This window comes from Deltaproteobacteria bacterium (genome assembly GCA_016875395.1).
GTDB lineage: Bacteria > Myxococcota_A > UBA9160 > UBA9160 > UBA6930 > VGRF01.
This window is the reverse complement of sequence record VGRF01000004.1, coordinates 199,572-216,344: the sequence shown is the minus strand read 5'-3', so window position 1 is coordinate 216,344 and position 16,773 is coordinate 199,572. Positions and strand designations below refer to the sequence as shown.

Genomic DNA, 16,773 nt, shown 5'->3' with positions numbered 1-16,773 from the left:
TCACCTCCGCATGAACCCCGCCATCACTCTCTTCGCCGCCGGAGCGAGCAGCGGTGTCATCGCGCGGCGCCACCACGGCGCGGGCGCGGTGTTCGCGGCGCTGGCGTAGGCGTCGAGGCCGAGCGCGGCGCGGAAGTCGCTCGATGCGAGCATCGGTGCGGGGTCGAGCGGGATACCCGTGCCGTCGGCAATGCGCGTCATGCGCTCGAAGTTCCCGATCACGCCCGCCGCGTCGACCACCAGCGCGCTGCCCGCCTTCGCGCGCAGGGCATCGCGCGCGCTCGCGAGCGCAGCGGCGTCGCCGCGCAGCGCGGCCTCGGCGAACGCCGTCAGCTCGGCAGCCTGCGCGACGCCGACCGAGTCGTCCTTCGCGCCCTCGCTGATCGCACGCAGGTCGACTTCACCTCGATTCGCCTCGACGCTCGCCCGGAGCATCAGCGCGTGCGAGGTTGTTCAATAGAAGCAGTGGTTGAGCGCCGAGACGCGGCCGGCGACGAGCTCCATTTGCGCGCGATCGATCGCGCGCCCGGTGTCGAGGCGCGTCATGCGCGCGGGCGAGAGGTACTGCGCTGCGGAGAGCTCCATCCACGCGCGCACCTCGTTCGGCGCGAGCGTGAGCGCGCGCATCACGTAGGCCGCGCGCAGCGGGCCTCTCTTGAAGAAGAGGTCGCTCTCGGCGGAGCCGGCCTGCGCAGGGTCGATCATCGGCACCCAGGCTTCGCCGCTGGTTAGGCCCGCTGGCCGCGCGCGCGTCGGGTCTCCGCGCTCGGGCGCGGGCAGCGGCTCGAGCGCAAAGCCCATCGCGAGCTGGAACGCGTCGACGCTAATCGCGAGCACCGCCACGCCGAGCGCCTCGACGTAGCGCTCGTTCGTCACGCCCTGCGCCGCGAGCCCGTCAAACCACTTCTTCGTGAGCCGAGACGCGTCGGTCGTCACGCGATGGATCGCATCGACCAGCGCCGCCTCGAGTGGGGCGCGGGCCGCGTGCTGCTCGGCATCGGCGTACGGCGAGAGTGCCGCCTTGCGCCGCGCGCACAGCGCACACGAACGCGCGCGCCGCGTCTCCTCAACGACCGCGACGCGCTCCGCGCCCGCGAGCCACGCGCCGGGCCGCGCGATGTGCGCCCACGCCTTGCGGTGGGCGTCGGCGAGATCGGCGCGAATCGGGTCCGGCGATGCGCCGTAGTCGAAGGCGGTCATGCGGAGGGCCTCCTCTCAACATCTTGCGCGAGCGCGTGCGGCGAGGGAAGAGAAACCTCGGACGCATTGCTCGCGCACGCGAGAGGTCGCCGTGCCACGATGCCGCCGATGCGCCCGCTCGTGCTCGCCTCCTCGCGCCCGCTGCGCTTCGCCGCCTTCACGGCGCTCTACTTCGCGCAGGGTGTGCCGATCGGGCTGCTCACGATCGCGCTGCCGGCGTGGCTGGCGCAGCGCGGGCTCGGCGTCGCGGAGATCGCGAGTTATCAGGGAATCATCGGGCTGCCTTGGGGGCTGAAGCTGATCAGCGGTCCGCTGATGGACCGCTTCTCGTTTCCCGCGATGGGGCGGCGCCGGCCGTGGGTGCTCGGCGCGCAGGCGGGGCTCACGCTCGCGTTCGCAGGACTCGCGCTCGTCGCCGACCCGCTCGCGCAGCTTCCCCTCGTGATCGCGCTCGGGGTGCTCGTCACCACGTGCAGCGCGCTGCAGGATGTCGCCACCGACGGCATGGCGATCGACCTCCTGCCCGAGGAGGAGCGCGGGCGCGCGAACGCGTTCATGGCGTTTGGGCAGGCCGCGGGCTTCTCCTCGTTCTCCATCCTCTCGGGGCTGCTGCTGGCGCGCTTCGGGCTCGGCGCAGCCGCGCTCACTGCCGCGGGCGCGGTCGCGCTGGTGCTCGCGCTCGTGCTGCTCACGCGCGAGCGGCCCGGCGAACGCGCGCTGCCTTGGTCGGCGGGTGAGGCGTCGCCCGCAGCGATCCGCGCGCCGGCTTCCTTCGCCGGCATCTTCCGCGGCCTCGGCCGCGTGTTGTTACTGCCGATGGGCCTCGTCGTGCTGCTCACCGAGTGCTTCGTGCGCTTGCGCGACGGCATCGCCATCTCGGTGCTGCCGGTGGTCGCCACCCAGACGCTCGGCTTCAGCGCCGAGGGCTACGCGAGCATGCAAGGGGGCTTCGGCATCGCGATCGCGGCGCTCGGTCTCGCGATCGGTCCGGGGATCGATCGCTACGGCGCGAAGCGCTTCTTCATGCTCGGCATCGCGCTCAACCTCGCCGTCGTACTCGTTTTCGCGACGACACAGCCGCTCTGGGGCAGTCAGGCCTACGTCATCGCGCTGTACGTGATCGCGAGCATTTTCGGGCAGATGGTGTTCGTGAGCTTCATCTCGTGCTCGATGGCGGTGTGCTGGCCGCCCGTCGCCGCCTCCCAGTTCGCGATCTACATGTCGCTCTCGAACCTCGCGCGCTCGCTGGGCGCGGTCGCGTTCGCGCTGGTGGCCCCGCAGCTCGGCGTCGTGGGCCAGTTCTACGCGATGGCGGCGCTGCTCGCGCTCGCGTTCGTGCTGATCTCGCGCTTCGATCTCACGCCGCACCGCGAGCGGCTGCGAGCGCTCGATGAGGCCCCGACGCCGTATTGACGCGCGCGAACCGAGTCAGCGCGATTCACCTATTCGCCTCAGACCACGACGCCACGAAGTCGGCCAGCAATGCTTGTGCGGTTGACGCCGCGTCGTTTCGCATGTCATGGCGTTGCCACACGAACGCGAACCCAACATGGCCGTTCTCGAACGTGACTCTCTCCCCCAAGAGGAGCTGCACAGTTTCGGGGAAGAGCACGACGAACAGCTTGGGGGAAGCCGACGACCTGTCGGAGTTTTGGGGAATCACCTCGATACCCTGTGCGGCGAGTAACCTCATTCCCCTCTTCTTGATCGTCTCGCATTCCTCCCCGCACGGCGCTCCGAGGACGGCGAATTCGAGCTTCGAGAGCCCGGACAGGGGAACACCAGAGTCCAGGATTACCTGGGCTGATGTGGCGAGCGGAGAGACCAGCGCAGCTAAGACTGCGAGGAATCGGATAGAGCGCTGGATCATGACGCTCACCTCCTAGAGTTACGCGCCGCCGCCCCCGCACAGCACGTCGTTCGCGTGCATCGTGTCCATGTACTCGCGCCACTCGACGATCTTGCCGGCTCGGGCGCGCAGCACGAAGTGGTACTTGTTATTGTAGATCTTCCCCGATACGTGCTTCCCGTAGCTCTCGGCCTCGATCGCGACGCGATCGCCTTCTGCCGTGAGCGCGTGGATCGTGAAGCGCAGTCCTTCGGGGAACACGGTGAGCACGCCGCGCGACGCCGCGGCGACCTGGTCGCGCGTGAAGGTGCCCGAGATCGGCATCGTGCCCGACGTCCAGCACGTGCCGTCTTCCGCGTAGGCGCTGACGATCGCGTCGACGTCGGCGCGCGAGATCGCGTCGACGAAGCGGCGCGCGAGCGCCTTGTTACGGGCTGCGAGCGAGGGCTGCTTCGCCGCGCGCTTCGGTTTTGCGCGCGCTGGCTTTTTCTTTGCGGCGCGCTTCTTCGCCGCCATCAGGCGCCGAGCCTGCGCACCGCCGCCTGTGCCGACGCCGCGAGCCCGTCGATCTGCGCCTTGAACGCGCCGACGTCCGCCTGCTTGCCCATCACGTTCTTGATGTATCGCGCCATCACGCCCTCGACGATCGCGGCGAGGCGCCAGTACTGGAACGCGCGGAAGTAGTCGACGCCCGCGGTGCTCGCGCCGGTCAGTTCCTCGTAGCGACGCAACAACTGCGCGCGCGTGGGGAAGCCGCCCGTGACGGTGGGCGACTGCGCGGCGCCGCGTGCGGTGGGGGAGTTCTCTTCGCCGGGCTCCGCCCAGTTGTTCATCAGGAAGCCCACGTCGGCGAGCGGATCGCCGAGCGCGCACAACTCCCAGTCGAGCACGGCCTGAATGCGGCCGCTCTTCGAGAGCATGTTCCCGATGCGGTAGTCGCCGTGGACGATGCCCGTGCGCACCTGCGCCGGCTTCAGCTTCTCGAGCGCGTCGCCCACTTCCTCCATCGCCGGCAGCTCGCGCGTCTTCGACTTCTCCCACTGCGTGCGCCAGCGGTGGATCTGGCGATCGAGGTATTGCTCGCGCTTGCCGAGGTCGCCGAGTCCAACCTCGTCGATGTCGACGCGGTGCAGCTTCGTGAGCACCTCGACCACGTCCCAGCCGAGCGGCATGCGCTCCGCGACCGGCACGTGTTCCGTCACGACGGCGGCCGTGTCGAGCACGACGCCGTCCACGAACTTCATCACGTAGAACGGTGCGCCGTTCACCGTCTCGTCCTTGCAGAGCCCGAGCACGGGGGCGACCGGCACGTCGGTCTGCGCGAGCGCGAACAGAATCTTGTGCTCGCGCGCCATGTCGTGCGCGGTCGCGAGCACGGCGCCGAGCGGCGGGCGGCGCAGCACGGTGCGATTGCCCGCGGCGTCGGTCACGCGATACGTGAGGTTCGAGTGCCCGCTCGCGATGATCGAGAACGCGAGCGGGAGCTTCGCGCCCGCGACGTTCGCCGCGTACCACTCGCTCACGCGCGCGGCGTCGATGCCCCTCGGAACTTCGTTCGCTGCCTGCTCGCTCATCGTTCGGTCTCCAAAGTTGCGCACGTACGTCTCAAGTGCGCGCGAATGTGCACGTACGTCCCCAGTGCGCGTCCGACTACTTTGGCGCGAAGCGCTGCCCCGCGTCGACGCGGATGGTCGAGCCGTTCAGCATCGGGTTCTCGAAGATCGCGATCGCCATCTTGCCGAACTCTTCGGGGCGGCCCATGCGCTTAGGAAAGGCGGCGTCGCGCACGAGGTTGTCGGCCATCGCGTCGGGGATGCCCTTGGTGAGCCCCGTGCTGAAGAGGCTCGGCGCGATCGTCATCACGCGCACGCCGATCGAACCGAGGTCGCGCGCCATGGTAAAGGTCATGCCCGCGATGCCGGCCTTCGCGGCGGTGTAGGCGACTTGGCCGATCTGTCCCTCGAACGCGGCGATCGAGGCGGTCATCAGGATCACGCCGCGCTCGCCGTTCTCGTCGGGCTCGTTCTTGCTCATCAGCTCCGCGGCGATGCGCGCCACGTTGAAGCTCGCGATCAGGTTCAGGTCGATCACTTTGCGGAACGCGTCGAGCGAGTGTGGGCCTTCCTTCGTGAGCGTGCGCATCGCGACGCCGCCGCCCGCCGTATTGGGACAGAAGTGCACGCCGCCGAGCGCCGCGTGCGCGTCGCGCAGCGCCTTCTCCGTGCCCGCGAAGTCCGTCACGTCGCACGGGAAGAACGGCGCGCCTAACAACTTCGCGACGTCTGCGCCCTGCGACTGCGGGCGATCCACGATCGCGACCTTGCCGCCCTTGGCGACGAACATCTCCGCGGTCGCACGCGCCATGCCCGATGCGCCGCCCACCACGATGGCCTTGCGTCCTGCGATCTCCATGAGTGCTCCCTGTGTGCGCGGACGGTGCCGCGAATTCTCTAGTCCCGTCGAATCAAGAGGCAGCCGCCGATCGGCCCGCCGCCCGCCGCGGCGACACCCACCTTCGCATCGCGCACCTGCCGCGCGCCGCCTTCGCCCCAGAGCTGCACGCAGGCTTCGTGCAGGAAGCCGTAGCCGTGCAGGCGCCCGCCCGAGAGCTGGCCTCCGTTCGTGTTGAGCGGAAGCTCGCCGTCGCGGGCGATGCGCGCGCCGCCTTCGATGAACGCGCCGCCTTCGCCGCGCGCGCAGAAGCCGAGCGCTTCGAGCCAGGCGAGCGCGATGAAGCTGAAGCCGTCGTAGAGCTGCGCGATGTCGACGTCGCGAGGTGTTAGGTCCGTGCGCGTCCAGAGCTGCTGGCCCGCGTCGCGCAGCGCCATCGTGGTGAGCTCGTCGAACTGGTCCCACGAGGGCCGCCCATGCAGCGCCGCGCCGATCGCTTCGACGTGGATCGGGGGCTTGCGGAGATCTCGCGCGCGCTCGGCGCGCGAGATCACGAACGCGGTCGAGCCGTCGACCGGCACGTCGCAGTCGTAGAGGCAGAACGGCGTCGAGATCAGCCGCGCGCCGAGGTAGTCGCCCAGCGTGAGCGGCTCGCGGTAGATCGCCTTCGGGTTCAGCGCCGCGTTCTTGCGCGCGTTGAGCGCGATCTGCGCGAGCTGCTCGCGCGTGGTGCCGAACTCGTGCATGTGGCGGCGCGCGAACAGCGCGATCCAGTTCGCTGCGGAGGCCGCGCCGTACGGCAGCACCCACTGCATGAACCCGCCCGCGCGATGGCTGACGCCGCTGCCGCCGACGCCTTGGCGCGGGCCACCGCCCTGCGCCGTGCTCTCCCACACCGTGCGGAAGCACAGCACGTGGTTCGCGTAGCCCGCGGCGACGGCGGCGCAGGCGGTGATCACGCTGCCGAGCTGCCCGGAGGTCTCGCTGCCGCCGTGATACCAGTCGAGCTCGAGGCGCAGCGCTTCCTGCACCTCGGTGACGCCGGCGCCGCTGAAGCCCGCAAAACCCGCGCCGCCCATCATGCCGGGATACGTGGCGAGGCCGTCGATGTCGGCGCGCGTGAGGCCCGCGTCGGCGATCGCGGCGATGCATGCGTCCACGGTCAGGCCGAGCGGATCGCGGTTCAGTCGCCGGCCCACGTCGCTCTGGCCGATGCCGGTGATCGCGACGTCGCGTTCACCGCGGGCGCTCGGGGCAGGGCGCGAGCGCGCTCTCTTCGCCGGCGCAGTCGCACCGGGCGCCGCCGCGCGGGGCGCGGAATCACGCTCAAAGAGCGGGATGAACACGCCGCCGTCGCGCTCCTCGAACACGACGCGCAACGGCATGCCGATCGCGATCTCGCTCTCCGCGCAGTTCACGAGATTCGTCGTGACGCGCAGGCTCGGCTGCTCCTCGATCTCGACGATCGCGATCACGTAGGGCGGAGGGAAGCCGGGCACCCACGGGTGATGGTTCACCGTGTACGTCGCGAGCCGCGCGCGGCCGGAGACCGCGTGCGGCGCGAGCTCGCGCGAGAGGCACTCGGGGCAGCTCGGCGCGGGCGGATGCACGAGCTGCGCGCACGCGATGCAGCGCAGGAAGCACAGCTCGCCGCGCGCGCCGCCGCGCCAGTAGTGCTCGTTCTCGGGCGTGACCTGCGGGAGCACGCGGAACGGTGTCGTCGCAATGCTCACTGGACTTGGCGGGCCGCAAGCGAAGCGCGCAGGCAGCCCGTGTCATCGGAGGCGAACGAAGTCACGCGGGAGAGCCGTCGAGGAAGCCCTCGAAGCCGTAACGCGAGAGCGGGCCGAACAGGATCTGCTCGAGCACACCGACGCCGCGCTTCTCGCCGAGCTTCGCGGTCACGAGGTTGTGGATGTGGTTGTGGAAGGGGTTGCCCGGCGCGAGGTCGATCTCCTTCCACACCTCGGCCTCGACCTTCAGCTCGCCCTGCCAGATTCCGTGGCCCCACTTCGGATGCGCGTAGCCGAGGCCGTTCATGTTGAAGCGACGCATCGTTTCGACTTCGAGCGCCAGGCTTTCTCCGCTGACCGTCTTGCCCGTGAACACGCCGCGCTTCACCCAGCGCGTCCGCGGCACGAACTCGAGCGTGTCGCCGGTGGGCGCGAAGTGCGTGAGCCCCGGCTCGTGCGCGTCGGCGTAGAGCGCGGGCGAGGCGTTCGTCGCGACGCGCATCGCGGAGGAGCCCCAGCGCGTTCCGTCCGGGTTCTGGAAGTAGCCGACCAGCGCGCACTCATCGCCGAAGTGCACGGGCGCCCACAGCCAGCCGAACGCGGGCGGCGCCGTCGGGCGCGCCGGCGCGTTCGCGCCCACGCTGCGCACGCCCCAGCTGCGGTCGCGCGTGGCGTAGGTCGTCGCGGGATCGATGCGTGTCGTCGCGCCTGCCGCGCGCACCCAGCCTTGCCAGGTCCCGAACTGCGTGAAGCGCGTCATGTCGACGAGATTGCGCGTCGAGTCGAACGCCTTCATGCGCGCGCGCGGCTCTTCGAGCGCCGGCGCGCGCGACACGAACTCGAGATCGCACGCGATGCCGTGCTCGTTCTCGGCGGCCGCGAAGCGCAGGCGTCGCATCGGCTCGAGCACGGTGAGCGAGATCGGCCCGACACTCGTATGTGTCGGCTCCTTCGGCGCGAGGCGCGACGCATGCAGCGAGTGCTGCACGCCGTCCGGGCCGAGGAACGAGAAGTGCGCGTCCATCACGTGATGGTGCGGATACAGGCCGAGCGCCGCGCCGAAGTAGAACTCGCCGCCCGCATCGACGCCGTTGAACCAGTAACGGTCGTAAGCGTTCACGTCGCTCGCCGCGCGGTGCGCGAGCGGCTCGGGCGTTTGGTGAACGGGGTAGTCGTCGAGCTTCGTGAGCATCGCGCGAGACTCAGCCGGTTTCGTAGATCAGGAAGCCGTCCGAGTCCCGCCGCCGCGCGGCTTCCTTGCGGTGCCAGAGATGTTCGAGGTGCGCGAACGTCTCGCTCTCCGCCATCTCGCCCCAACTGCGCTCCTTGAACAGCCGCTTCATGTACGCGTTCACGGTGGACGGCCCGAGGTCGCGACCGATCTGCTTCACGGCTTCGAGGCGCTCGAAGTGATGCTGCTTGATCGCGAGGCAGCGGCCCGCGAGATCGTCGAACGGATGGCCGTGTGCAGGCAGCGCCAGCTTCACGTCTGCGATCGCGGCGACCTGGTCGAGTGAATCGAAGAAGCGGTCGAGTGGGTCCTGCGAGAGCGTGAGGCCGGAGATGTGCGGCGTGATCGACGGCAGCACGTGATCGCCCGAGAGGAACGTGCCCGTCTCCGGATCGTGCAGGCAGATGTGATCCTCGGTGTGGCCCGGCGTGTGCGTGACGAAGAACTCGCGCTTCGCGAGGCGCAGCACGTCGCCGGCCTTCACCGGCTTCGAGATCTGCGGGATGAACGAGCGGCCGACCGCGTGGAACAGGCGCCACTTGATGCGCATCAGCCACGGCGGGCGCGGCCGGCGTCCGCCCCACGGCGTCGTGCCGTGGCTCCAGCCCTGCACGAGCTGGCGGTGCGCCTCGTCGTTCTCGCCGTGCGCAGCGAGGTCCTCGACCGAGACGTCCGTGTCCTCTTCTTCGCTCTCGAGCACGCCGAAGCGGAACGCGTCGTGCGCGACGATCTGCGCGTTCGACTCGCGCGCGATGCGCGTCGCGCCGCCGAAGTGGTCGGGGTGCGAGTGCGTCACCACCACGGTGTGGATGTGGCGCGGCTCGAGGCCGGCCTGCTTGAGGCGGTCCTTCAGCGCGCGCCAGTTATCAGGGCCGGGCACACCGGGATCGACCACCGCGCAGCCGCGCTCGTCGAGCAGCGCGTACATGTTCACGTGGCCGAGGCCGGGCATGCGGATCGGCAGCTGCATACGCAGCACGTTCGGGGCGACTTCGGTGATCTCGCGTTGGGCGGACTCTTGCTCTTGGCGGCGCGGTTTCGACATGTCGCGCGACGGTATGACAGCGAGCTGGCGCGTGCTGCTGTTAGGGAGGGGTGGTGTGCGGGCTCCGCAGCCGCAGCGGGGGCGGGGCCTGCTGCGGCCGATGGCTCGCTGGCGGCCGCTTGCGGGTGGCGTATCGCTGATCGGGAGCAGAACGCGTTGCCTCTCGCCTCAGCGCGGCGCGGTGAGCGCGGCCGAGCTGCGCTTGATTCGGCCTCCGCAGGCCCCGCCCCCGCCGCGGCTGCTCTTGCTCGGATTGGACGCACTCGTTCTTGAGAGCAGGGCGCGGACCGGCGCGCCGTTGAGGCGCGCCTCCCGCGCGTTTTTCTCTCACCCGAACGTGGTGCTGATCACGCCACTTGTTCGCTGATTCGTCTTTCGCGCGGCGTGGGTCTGGTGATTCGTGCGGACTTGCTGCGGATGAGGGGCGAACGTGCGTGGCATGCGCAGACTCGCGATGACGATTCCGCTCGAGGGGCTTCCGCTTTCGCAGCAGGCGGACTTCGTCCGCGAGCTGGCGGATCTTGGCTACACGGACGCGTGGTCGAGCGAGGCGCAGGACGTGGACGGCTTCACGCCGCTCGCGCTCGCCTCGCAGTGGGCACCTTCGTTGCGGCTCGGCTGCGCGTGCTTCCCGGTGCAAACGCGGGGTCCCGCCCTGATGGCGATGAGCGCGGCGGCGCTGGCGGAGGCGGCGCCGGGCCGCTTCGTGATGGGAATCGGCAGCTCGTCGCCTTGGATCGTGGCGATGCAGAACGCGCAGAAATTCGAGCGCCCGTATCACCAGACGCGCGACACGCTGCGCTTCCTGAAGCGCGCGCTCGCGGGCGAGAAGAGCGACGGCGAGTACGACACGTTCGCGGTGCGCGGCTTTGCGCTGCGCCGCAAGCTCGCGCACGTGCCGCCCGTGCTGGTGGCGGCGCTGCGCCCGCAGATGCTCACGCTCGCGGGTCGCGAGGGCGACGGCGCGATCCTGAACTTCGTCACGCCCGAAGAAGCCGCGCGCTGCGCGCCGCTCGTGCGCCAGTTCGGCGCGCACAAGCAGATCGCTGCGCGCATCTTCGTGTGCCCCACCACCGACGCCGAGGCCGTGCGCCGCATCGCGCGCTTCTCGCTCGCCGCATATCTCTCTGCGCCGTCCTACCGCGCGCAGCAGGAGTGGCTCGGCAACGCGCACCTGCTCAAGGCGAGCTGGGATCGCATGGCGAGCGGCGACTTCAAGGGCGCGCGCGCCGCGATCACGGACGAGATCGTCGACCGCTTCTACATCCACGGCCCGCCCGAGTACTGCCGCGAGCGCATCGCCGCCTACCACGAAGCGGGCGTCGACACGCCGATCATCGGCCTGATCGAGGCGGGCATCGATCCGCGCCAGGCCGCGCGGGATCTCGCTCCCCGCTGACCGGGGAGTCTCGCCGCGCGGAGTGAGCGCAGTCGCGGCGAGGGCCGCGCGCGAGCGACGTATGCTCCCCGCATGGAACTCGACGAGCTCGAACGCAGGCTGATTCCCTTCGCGCGCGCGAAGTACTCCGACGAAGCCGCGCGCATCCGCGAGGTGCACAAGATGCCCGGCCACGCGGGCTTCGCGTACGGCTTCACGGTCGAGAGCCGCGGCGCGCGCGAGTCGTGGTTCCTGCGCATTCCGCCGCCCGGCGTGAAGTGGCAGGGCACGGCGGACGTGCTGCGCCAGGTGTGCGTGCTGAACGCGCTCGACGGCACGGATGTCCCGCATTGCTCCGTCCAGTGGAGCGGAGGCGAGGGCGCGGAGCTCGCGTGGTTCGAACGCCCTTACTTCGTCGTGCCGAAGCTGAGCGGCGACGTGCTGCGGCTCGGTCCTGGCGACTGGGGCTCGAAGCTCGCGCCCGCGGTGCTGCGCGGCTGCGCCGAGCAGGCGATGCGCGCGCTCGCGGGCGTCCACCGCATCCCGTGGCGCGAGAAGTGCGCGTATCTCGGTGCGCCGATTCCGTTCGCGGACGACGTCGAGCGCTGGGATCGCTTCATGCCGAAAGTCGCGGAGCCCGGCCGCTTCGCTCTGCAGGAGCGCGTGCGCTCGCGCTTGCTCGCCGCGCTCCCGAGCGACGCGCCCGTCGGCGTCTTCCACGGCGATTTCCAAGTCGCGAACTTGTTCTTCTCGTTCGAGGGCAAGCTGCTCGCGGTGATCGACTGGGAGCTCACGGGCGTCGGCGCGACGCTCAACGACGTCGGCTGGGTCGCGACGTTCAACACGAAGGCGGCGTGGGACCAGACGCGGGGCGGCCCGATTCCGAGCGGCGGCTTCCCGAGCGGGGACGAGCTCGTCGCGATCTATCAGGACGCGTGGGGCGAAGAGCTTCCCGACCTCGGCTGGTTCCGAGCACTCGCGGCGTACAAGTTCGCGATCATCAGCGGCTTCAACCTCGCGCTGCACCGCCGCGGCAAGCGCCACGATCCACTCTGGGAGACCACCGCGCTCTCGATCGCGCCGCTGCTCGAGCACGCAGCGGAGCTGTTGGGCTGAGCCGCGACCCAAAGCAGTGGGATGCAGGTCGCGTTTCGACGGACTGGGCGGAATCTGCTCGCGCGCCGAGCGGCCAAATTTGCGATGGCAGCGCGCCTCGGCGCGTGCCATGGTGGAACCCACTCGGAGGCACGCGTGGCCCGCAAGTTCCGAACCGCTCTCGTTGTCGAAGACGACGCGACGCTGAGGACCTCGATCGCGAGCTTCCTGCGCAGCCGCGACATGCGGGTCGTCACCGCGGGGAGCGTGAGCGAGGCACTGGCGCAGTTGCGCGGGCGCCCCGACGTGGTCGTGCTCGACGTGATGCTGCCGGACGGCGATGCGTTCCGCGTGCTCGAGCAGGCCGCGGTGATTGCGCCGGCGCCGATTCGCGTGGCGATGTCTGGCGCCGCGACGCCCGAGGAATCCTTCCGGCTCGCCAAGCTCGGCGTGCGGCAGTTCTTGCAGAAGCCGACCTCGCTCGAGCGAATCTGGGAAGCCATCTGCGCGGCGGCGGAGGAGCCCCCGGAGCTCGCCCCTGTCGTTCAGGAAGCCGTCGGCCAGATGCCGCTCAAGGATCTCGTCAACGGCGTGTGGGACGAGGCGATCCGGCAGGCCCTCGCGATCTCGAAGGGCAATCGCACGCGCGCCGCGCGCATCCTCCAGGTGACGCGCCAGGCCGTGCAGCAGATGCTGCGCCAGCCGGCCAAGCGCTAGCGCTCGCGGCGGGCGGCCGACTCCCCGCCTTCGCTTTCGAAGGCGCGTCTCGCGCGCACCCGATCTGCAAGAACGCTTGCGACATGAGCAATTTCGCATCTCAAGCGCGCAACTGAGTCGCCCGATGCAGCGGCCTGAGAGGGCCCCTGCATGCCGCGACCGCTCGTCGTCGACGCCGACAGCCACAAGTGTGAGAACCCGCCGGTTCTGTTCGACTACCTCGACGCTCCGCAGCGCGAGCGGCTGCGCTTCGTGCGGGATCGCTATGGCGAGCAGCGCTTCGAGCTGCGCGATCGCGACATGCGCACGGGCGAGCTCGTGTGGCGCACGTTCCTGCAGCCCGAGGGCTACGCGAAGGGAACGTTCCGCCCGTATCACGAAGAGACGACGCACGGCGGGCTCTTCAACCGCGTTCGCCTCGAGCACATGGATCGCGAGGGTGTCGACCACCAAGTCATCTATGGCTCGGTCGCGCTGGCCTTCAACTCATTAGGGGACGCCGAGCTCGCGAGCGCGCTGTGCCGCGCCTACAACGACTACATCGCGGACGACTGCGCGCCGTACGCAGCGCGCCTGCATCCCGTCGCGCACGTCGCGCTGCAGGATCCCGCCGAAGCGATCGCCGAGCTGCGGCGCTGCGTGCTCGAGAAGGGCTTCGTCGGCGTCGCGCTTCCGCCGAGCCTGCCCGCACCGCATCCCGATGCGCCGGAGGCGTTCCCGCGCATCCGCGTGCCGAAGCACCTCTCGCACGCGGACTTCGCGCCGCTGCTCGCGGAGGCGGAGCGGCTCGATGTCGCGCTGGGCATCCACGCCGCGCCAGGCATGTATCTCGCGGGCGGCAGCTCGGATCAGCTCGACAGCTTCACGCTCGTCCACGTCTTCGCGAATCGCTCGATGCAGCAGATGGCCCTCGCGCGCCTGCTCTTCGACGGCACGCTCGACGCGCATCCGAAGCTCCGCGTCGGCTTCCTCGAAGCGGGCGTGGGCTGGCTGCCCGACCTGCTGCACAACCTGCACGAGCACTGGGAGAAGCGCGTTCGCGACTTCGACCCGAGCGTCGAGCCGAGCGTCGCGGAGTTCCTGCTCGAGTTCGCGCGCGAGCGGGACGCGCGCGGGCAGCGCGGTTTCGTGCGCAAGGCGCGGCAGCTGCTCGCGATCTTCTCGCCGCGCCGCGGCGAGGACGCCTCGCCCGCCGAGGTGGCAGCCTTCCGCAACGAGCACCCGAACCTGCGCGGCGATCCGCTCGCAGCGCTCGCGCGCCGGCAGCTCTTTTTCACGTACGAGCCTGACGACCCCGCGCCCTCTTATCTGCGCGCCGCGCTCGGCGAAGCCGGTGAGCGCGTGTGCGGGCTCGCGATCGATTACGGGCACTGGGACGCGACGCTGAAGGACTGCGTCGCGCTCGCGAGGCGCGCTGCCGGCGGCGACGACGCCTATGCCGCGCGCTTGTTAGGCGAGAACGCGCTCGCGTTCTACGGCTAACGGCTCGCGCAGCGCCTCGCGCCGCCGCTGGCGCTGTCGGCTTAGGAGGCCCCCGTGTCTCGAGGTTTCGTGAATCCGTTCAAGCCGCTGTCCGCCGAGGAGCGCTCTCGGTACTTGTCGGACTACGCAGAGCATCTGCGTGCCACGGACGGTGAAGTCCAGCTCGCCGAGAGGCGCCTGTCCGAGCGCGAAAAGAGGATGGTGGCGCTCGAAGCGTGGGCTCCCAGCGAGGTGGGCGAGCACGTGAGCGGCGACGCCCAGAAGCGGTCCGAGTGGCTGCTCGCTGCGACGAAGGCGAACGAGGGCGAGAGCTACGGCGTCGAGATCGAGCTGTCCCGCTTTCAGGCCCGCGGGTCCTTCCCCGGCTTCGAGTCACCGGATCTCATGCTCCGCGTGCTGATGCAGGAGAGCTACCACTGCCGAATCCTCGCGGAGCTGTGTCGCACCGCCGGCGCCTCGTACGAGTCCGCGAGGCCGGCGCTTCCGACGCGGATGTTCGTAGCGGTCATCGAGAGGGTCCAGGCCACCGTGCGCTGGGCGATCGTGCTCGCGGGCGAGTGCGTCGGAGCGACGCTGTTCTGGCGCTTGCGAGAGGCTCTTCCGAGCTGCGGATTCGCTCCGAGCCGTCGCGATCGGCTCGATGCGCTGATCCGCGAGATTTGGGCGGATGAGGTCTTGCACGTGGCGTTTCTGCGCGCCGCGTTGTCCCCGACCGGACTTCGCTTGTCGCGCTTGCTGCTTCCGATCGTCGCGTTCGGCGTGTTCCAGCAAGTCCCCGACCTCCGCCGCCTCGGTTGCACTCCGAGCGAAGTCCTCGCGGAGCTGCGACGGGGAATTCCCATTCCCGCCGAGATCGGCTGGCTCGACTCGGACGTGCCCGCGGAACCGTTGGCGACGTTGGGGGCCGCCGTCCCGTGATAGGGTGCGAGCCGTCGAAAGATGGCTCGCAAACTCTCGCTGCGGTTCAACCCTCAAGATCACCTAGGCACCGCCTTCGTGATCGCGGGCGTCGTGCACCCGCTCTGGTGGCTCGTCGGGCCCGGCGGCCCGGGTGATCCGATCGCGCTGTGGGTGATCGTCGGAGCGGCCTTCGCGATCGCTGGCGCACTGGCTCACACGTACCCGCGCATCAGGCAGCGCGACCTGCACTTCACGGCCTCGTTCATCGCCACTGCGCACCTCTATTGGCTGTTCCTGGGTCATCCGGGCGAGCCGTTCTACGCGGCTTCGGCGTTCATGATCGCGGTGTCGTCGCTCATGGTGATCGCGGACCCAGCGATCTTTCGTGCCTACACCGCGTTCGTCGCACTCGCCTCGACGGTCCCCCTCTTTGCGCACGGCGGGGGCATGTCGGTCTTCTATTGCGCCGGCACGCTCTCCGTCGTCTTCTTTTCGAGCCGCGCGTTCGCCATGGAGCGCGCTCGGGTCGAAGAAGACGCCCAGCGCCTCTCCCAGGTCCGCGCCGAGCTCGCCCACGAGCGCTCCGAGCGTCTGCGCCTCGAGAACGAGCTGCGCACGGCGCAGCGCATGGACGCCCTCGGTCGTCTCGCCGGTGCGTTCGCGCACGAGTTCAACAACCAGCTGATGGCGATCCGCATTCACACCGAGCTGCTCGAGAGGTCGATTCCCAGCGGCGCGCCGCAGCGCGCGGACCTCGATCAGATTCACAACACGACGAGCGCGGCGGCGGATCTCACCTCGCGCCTGCTCACGTTCTCTCGCCCCATGCGAGAGAAGGAAGATCCCTGCGACGTGTCGGCGATCGTGCGCCAGAACCTGGTGACGCTGCGCCACCTGATGACCGAGCACGTTCCGCTTTCGTGGAACGTGCCGGACCAAGTGCACCGTGCGCCCGTGGGCGCGAAGCAGCTGAGCCAGGTGCTGCTGAATCTCGCGCTGAACGCCAAGGAAGCGATGTCCGGCAGCGGCTCACTGCGCATCGAGGTGGCGCATTCCGCGCGCCAACGCGGTGCTGCCGGACTCCCTGACGGGCGACACGTTGATCGTGCTCACGATCTCGGACACGGGTCCCGGCATGGACGAGGAGACGCGCGAGAAAATCTTCGAGCCGTTCTTCACGACCAAGCTGGAGCGCGGCAACACCGGGCTCGGCCTGTCGGTGGTCTACGGCATCGTGCGCGAGACGGGCGGACACATCCGCGTCACGAGCGAGCCGGGGCGCGGCGCGCGCTTCGACATCTACTGGCCCGAGGTCGGAGGGGTCGCGGCGGGGAAGGATCTCGCGGCGAAGCCCGAGTCCGAGGCGCCGCCGATGCGGGCGCGCGTGCTGCTGGTCGAGGATCAAGCCGTGCTGCGACTCGGCCTCACGCGCTGGCTCGCGGATTCGGGCTACTCCGTCGTCGGGTGCGAGAGCGGAGAGGAGGCGCTCACGCGCGCGACCGACATCGACGTCGTCGCGTCCGATGTCGTGCTGCGCGGCATGGACGGCATCGAGCTGTTAGGGAGAATTCGCCGTCGCGCGCCGCGCCTTCCAGCCGTGCTCTTCTCCGGCCACCTCGATCACCTCGCGCGCGAGCGCCGCGAGATTCCACCGGGCGTCGCGTTCCTCGAGAAGCCGTTCGCGCCCGAAGCGCTCGTCTCGAAGCTCGACGAGCTCGTCGATGCCGCGCGCGCGGCGCCGGCGCGCTGAGC

General features: G+C 69.8%; 16 protein-coding genes and 1 pseudogene. 8 read left to right on the top strand and 9 right to left on the bottom strand.

Annotated elements, in window-relative coordinates; translation table 11 throughout:
* Positions 1-435 (bottom strand): hypothetical protein, encoded by a 435-nt coding sequence (locus FJ091_05635; protein MBM4382833.1) that lies wholly within the window; start codon positions 433-435, stop codon positions 1-3.
* 18 nt (positions 436-453) lie between these two features.
* The gene (locus tag FJ091_05630; protein ID MBM4382832.1) at positions 454-1,200 is read right to left on the bottom strand and encodes a hypothetical protein; all 747 of its coding nucleotides are present in this window, start codon (positions 1,198-1,200) and stop codon (positions 454-456) included.
* 99 nt (positions 1,201-1,299) lie between these two features.
* On the opposite strand from FJ091_05630, the gene FJ091_05625 reads away from it, so the two are divergent.
* Positions 1,300-2,613: an MFS transporter gene (locus FJ091_05625; protein MBM4382831.1), complete on the top strand. Its 1,314-nt coding sequence runs from the start codon at positions 1,300-1,302 to the stop codon at positions 2,611-2,613.
* 25 nt (positions 2,614-2,638) lie between these two features.
* Here the strand turns inward: FJ091_05625 and FJ091_05620 are convergent, their stop codons facing one another.
* The 7 genes from FJ091_05620 to FJ091_05590 form a co-directional block, all read right to left on the bottom strand.
* Positions 2,639-3,079 carry a hypothetical protein gene (locus tag FJ091_05620; GenBank protein MBM4382830.1) on the bottom strand — a complete coding sequence of 147 codons (441 nt, stop codon included), beginning with the start codon at positions 3,077-3,079 and terminating at the stop codon, positions 2,639-2,641.
* A 9-nt stretch (positions 3,080-3,088) separates the two neighbouring features.
* The gene (locus FJ091_05615; protein MBM4382829.1) at positions 3,089-3,565 is read right to left on the bottom strand and encodes a nuclear transport factor 2 family protein; all 477 of its coding nucleotides are present in this window, start codon (positions 3,563-3,565) and stop codon (positions 3,089-3,091) included.
* Positions 3,565-4,623, bottom strand: a complete 1,059-nt coding sequence (locus FJ091_05610) for a phosphotransferase family protein (GenBank protein MBM4382828.1) — start codon at positions 4,621-4,623, stop codon at positions 3,565-3,567. The genes FJ091_05615 and FJ091_05610 overlap by 1 nt, the downstream gene beginning before the upstream one ends.
* 76 nt (positions 4,624-4,699) lie before the next feature.
* Positions 4,700-5,461 (bottom strand): SDR family oxidoreductase, encoded by a 762-nt coding sequence (locus FJ091_05605; GenBank protein ID MBM4382827.1) that lies wholly within the window; start codon positions 5,459-5,461, stop codon positions 4,700-4,702.
* Positions 5,462-5,499: 38 nt separating this feature from the next.
* Entirely contained in the window at positions 5,500-7,167 is a 1,668-nt protein-coding gene (locus tag FJ091_05600; GenBank protein MBM4382826.1) for an OB-fold domain-containing protein, read from the bottom strand.
* Positions 7,168-7,234: 67 nt separating this feature from the next.
* The gene (locus tag FJ091_05595) at positions 7,235-8,365 is read right to left on the bottom strand and encodes a hypothetical protein (protein MBM4382825.1); all 1,131 of its coding nucleotides are present in this window, start codon (positions 8,363-8,365) and stop codon (positions 7,235-7,237) included.
* Positions 8,366-8,375: 10 nt separating this feature from the next.
* Positions 8,376-9,449 (bottom strand): MBL fold metallo-hydrolase, encoded by a 1,074-nt coding sequence (locus FJ091_05590; protein ID MBM4382824.1) that lies wholly within the window; start codon positions 9,447-9,449, stop codon positions 8,376-8,378.
* Positions 9,450-9,888: 439 nt separating this feature from the next.
* Here FJ091_05590 and FJ091_05585 point away from each other — a divergent pair, with 439 nt between their 5' ends.
* From FJ091_05585 to FJ091_05555, 7 genes and pseudogenes are all read left to right on the top strand, one after another.
* Positions 9,889-10,848 carry an LLM class F420-dependent oxidoreductase gene (locus tag FJ091_05585; protein MBM4382823.1) on the top strand — a complete coding sequence of 320 codons (960 nt, stop codon included), beginning with the start codon at positions 9,889-9,891 and terminating at the stop codon, positions 10,846-10,848.
* A gap of 72 nt (positions 10,849-10,920) precedes the next feature.
* The gene (locus FJ091_05580; GenBank protein ID MBM4382822.1) at positions 10,921-11,943 is read left to right on the top strand and encodes a phosphotransferase family protein; all 1,023 of its coding nucleotides are present in this window, start codon (positions 10,921-10,923) and stop codon (positions 11,941-11,943) included.
* Between the two features lie 135 nt (positions 11,944-12,078).
* A complete protein-coding gene (locus tag FJ091_05575; GenBank protein MBM4382821.1) occupies positions 12,079-12,639 on the top strand; it encodes a response regulator in 561 nt (186 codons plus the stop codon).
* 150 nt (positions 12,640-12,789) lie between these two features.
* Positions 12,790-14,121, top strand: coding sequence for an amidohydrolase family protein (locus tag FJ091_05570; protein ID MBM4382820.1), 1,332 nt, complete (start codon positions 12,790-12,792; stop codon positions 14,119-14,121).
* A 54-nt stretch (positions 14,122-14,175) separates the two neighbouring features.
* Positions 14,176-15,039, top strand: coding sequence for a hypothetical protein (locus FJ091_05565; protein MBM4382819.1), 864 nt, complete (start codon positions 14,176-14,178; stop codon positions 15,037-15,039).
* 21 nt (positions 15,040-15,060) lie between these two features.
* Positions 15,061-15,843, top strand: a pseudogene (locus FJ091_05560) (hypothetical protein).
* Between the two features lie 247 nt (positions 15,844-16,090).
* The gene (locus FJ091_05555; protein ID MBM4382818.1) at positions 16,091-16,771 is read left to right on the top strand and encodes a response regulator; all 681 of its coding nucleotides are present in this window, start codon (positions 16,091-16,093) and stop codon (positions 16,769-16,771) included.
* Positions 16,772-16,773: the final 2 nt, after the last annotated feature.

Excerpts from the sequence above, each read along its gene's own strand:
- FJ091_05635 (MBM4382833.1), bottom strand. The coding sequence starts at position 435 with ATGCTCCGGGCGAGCGTCGAGGCGAATCGAGGTGAAGTCGACCTGCGT.
- FJ091_05630 (MBM4382832.1), bottom strand. The coding sequence starts at position 1,200 with ATGACCGCCTTCGACTACGGCGCATCGCCGGACCCGATTCGCGCCGAT.
- FJ091_05625 (MBM4382831.1), top strand. The coding sequence starts at position 1,300 with ATGCCGCCGATGCGCCCGCTCGTGCTCGCCTCCTCGCGCCCGCTGCGC.
- FJ091_05615 (MBM4382829.1), bottom strand. The coding sequence starts at position 3,565 with ATGGCGGCGAAGAAGCGCGCCGCAAAGAAAAAGCCAGCGCGCGCAAAA.
- FJ091_05610 (MBM4382828.1), bottom strand. The coding sequence starts at position 4,623 with ATGAGCGAGCAGGCAGCGAACGAAGTTCCGAGGGGCATCGACGCCGCG.
- FJ091_05605 (MBM4382827.1), bottom strand. The coding sequence starts at position 5,461 with ATGGAGATCGCAGGACGCAAGGCCATCGTGGTGGGCGGCGCATCGGGC.
- FJ091_05595 (MBM4382825.1), bottom strand. The coding sequence starts at position 8,365 with ATGCTCACGAAGCTCGACGACTACCCCGTTCACCAAACGCCCGAGCCG.
- FJ091_05590 (MBM4382824.1), bottom strand. The coding sequence starts at position 9,449 with ATGTCGAAACCGCGCCGCCAAGAGCAAGAGTCCGCCCAACGCGAGATC.
- FJ091_05585 (MBM4382823.1), top strand. The coding sequence starts at position 9,889 with ATGCGCAGACTCGCGATGACGATTCCGCTCGAGGGGCTTCCGCTTTCG.
- FJ091_05580 (MBM4382822.1), top strand. The coding sequence starts at position 10,921 with ATGGAACTCGACGAGCTCGAACGCAGGCTGATTCCCTTCGCGCGCGCG.
- FJ091_05570 (MBM4382820.1), top strand. The coding sequence starts at position 12,790 with ATGCCGCGACCGCTCGTCGTCGACGCCGACAGCCACAAGTGTGAGAAC.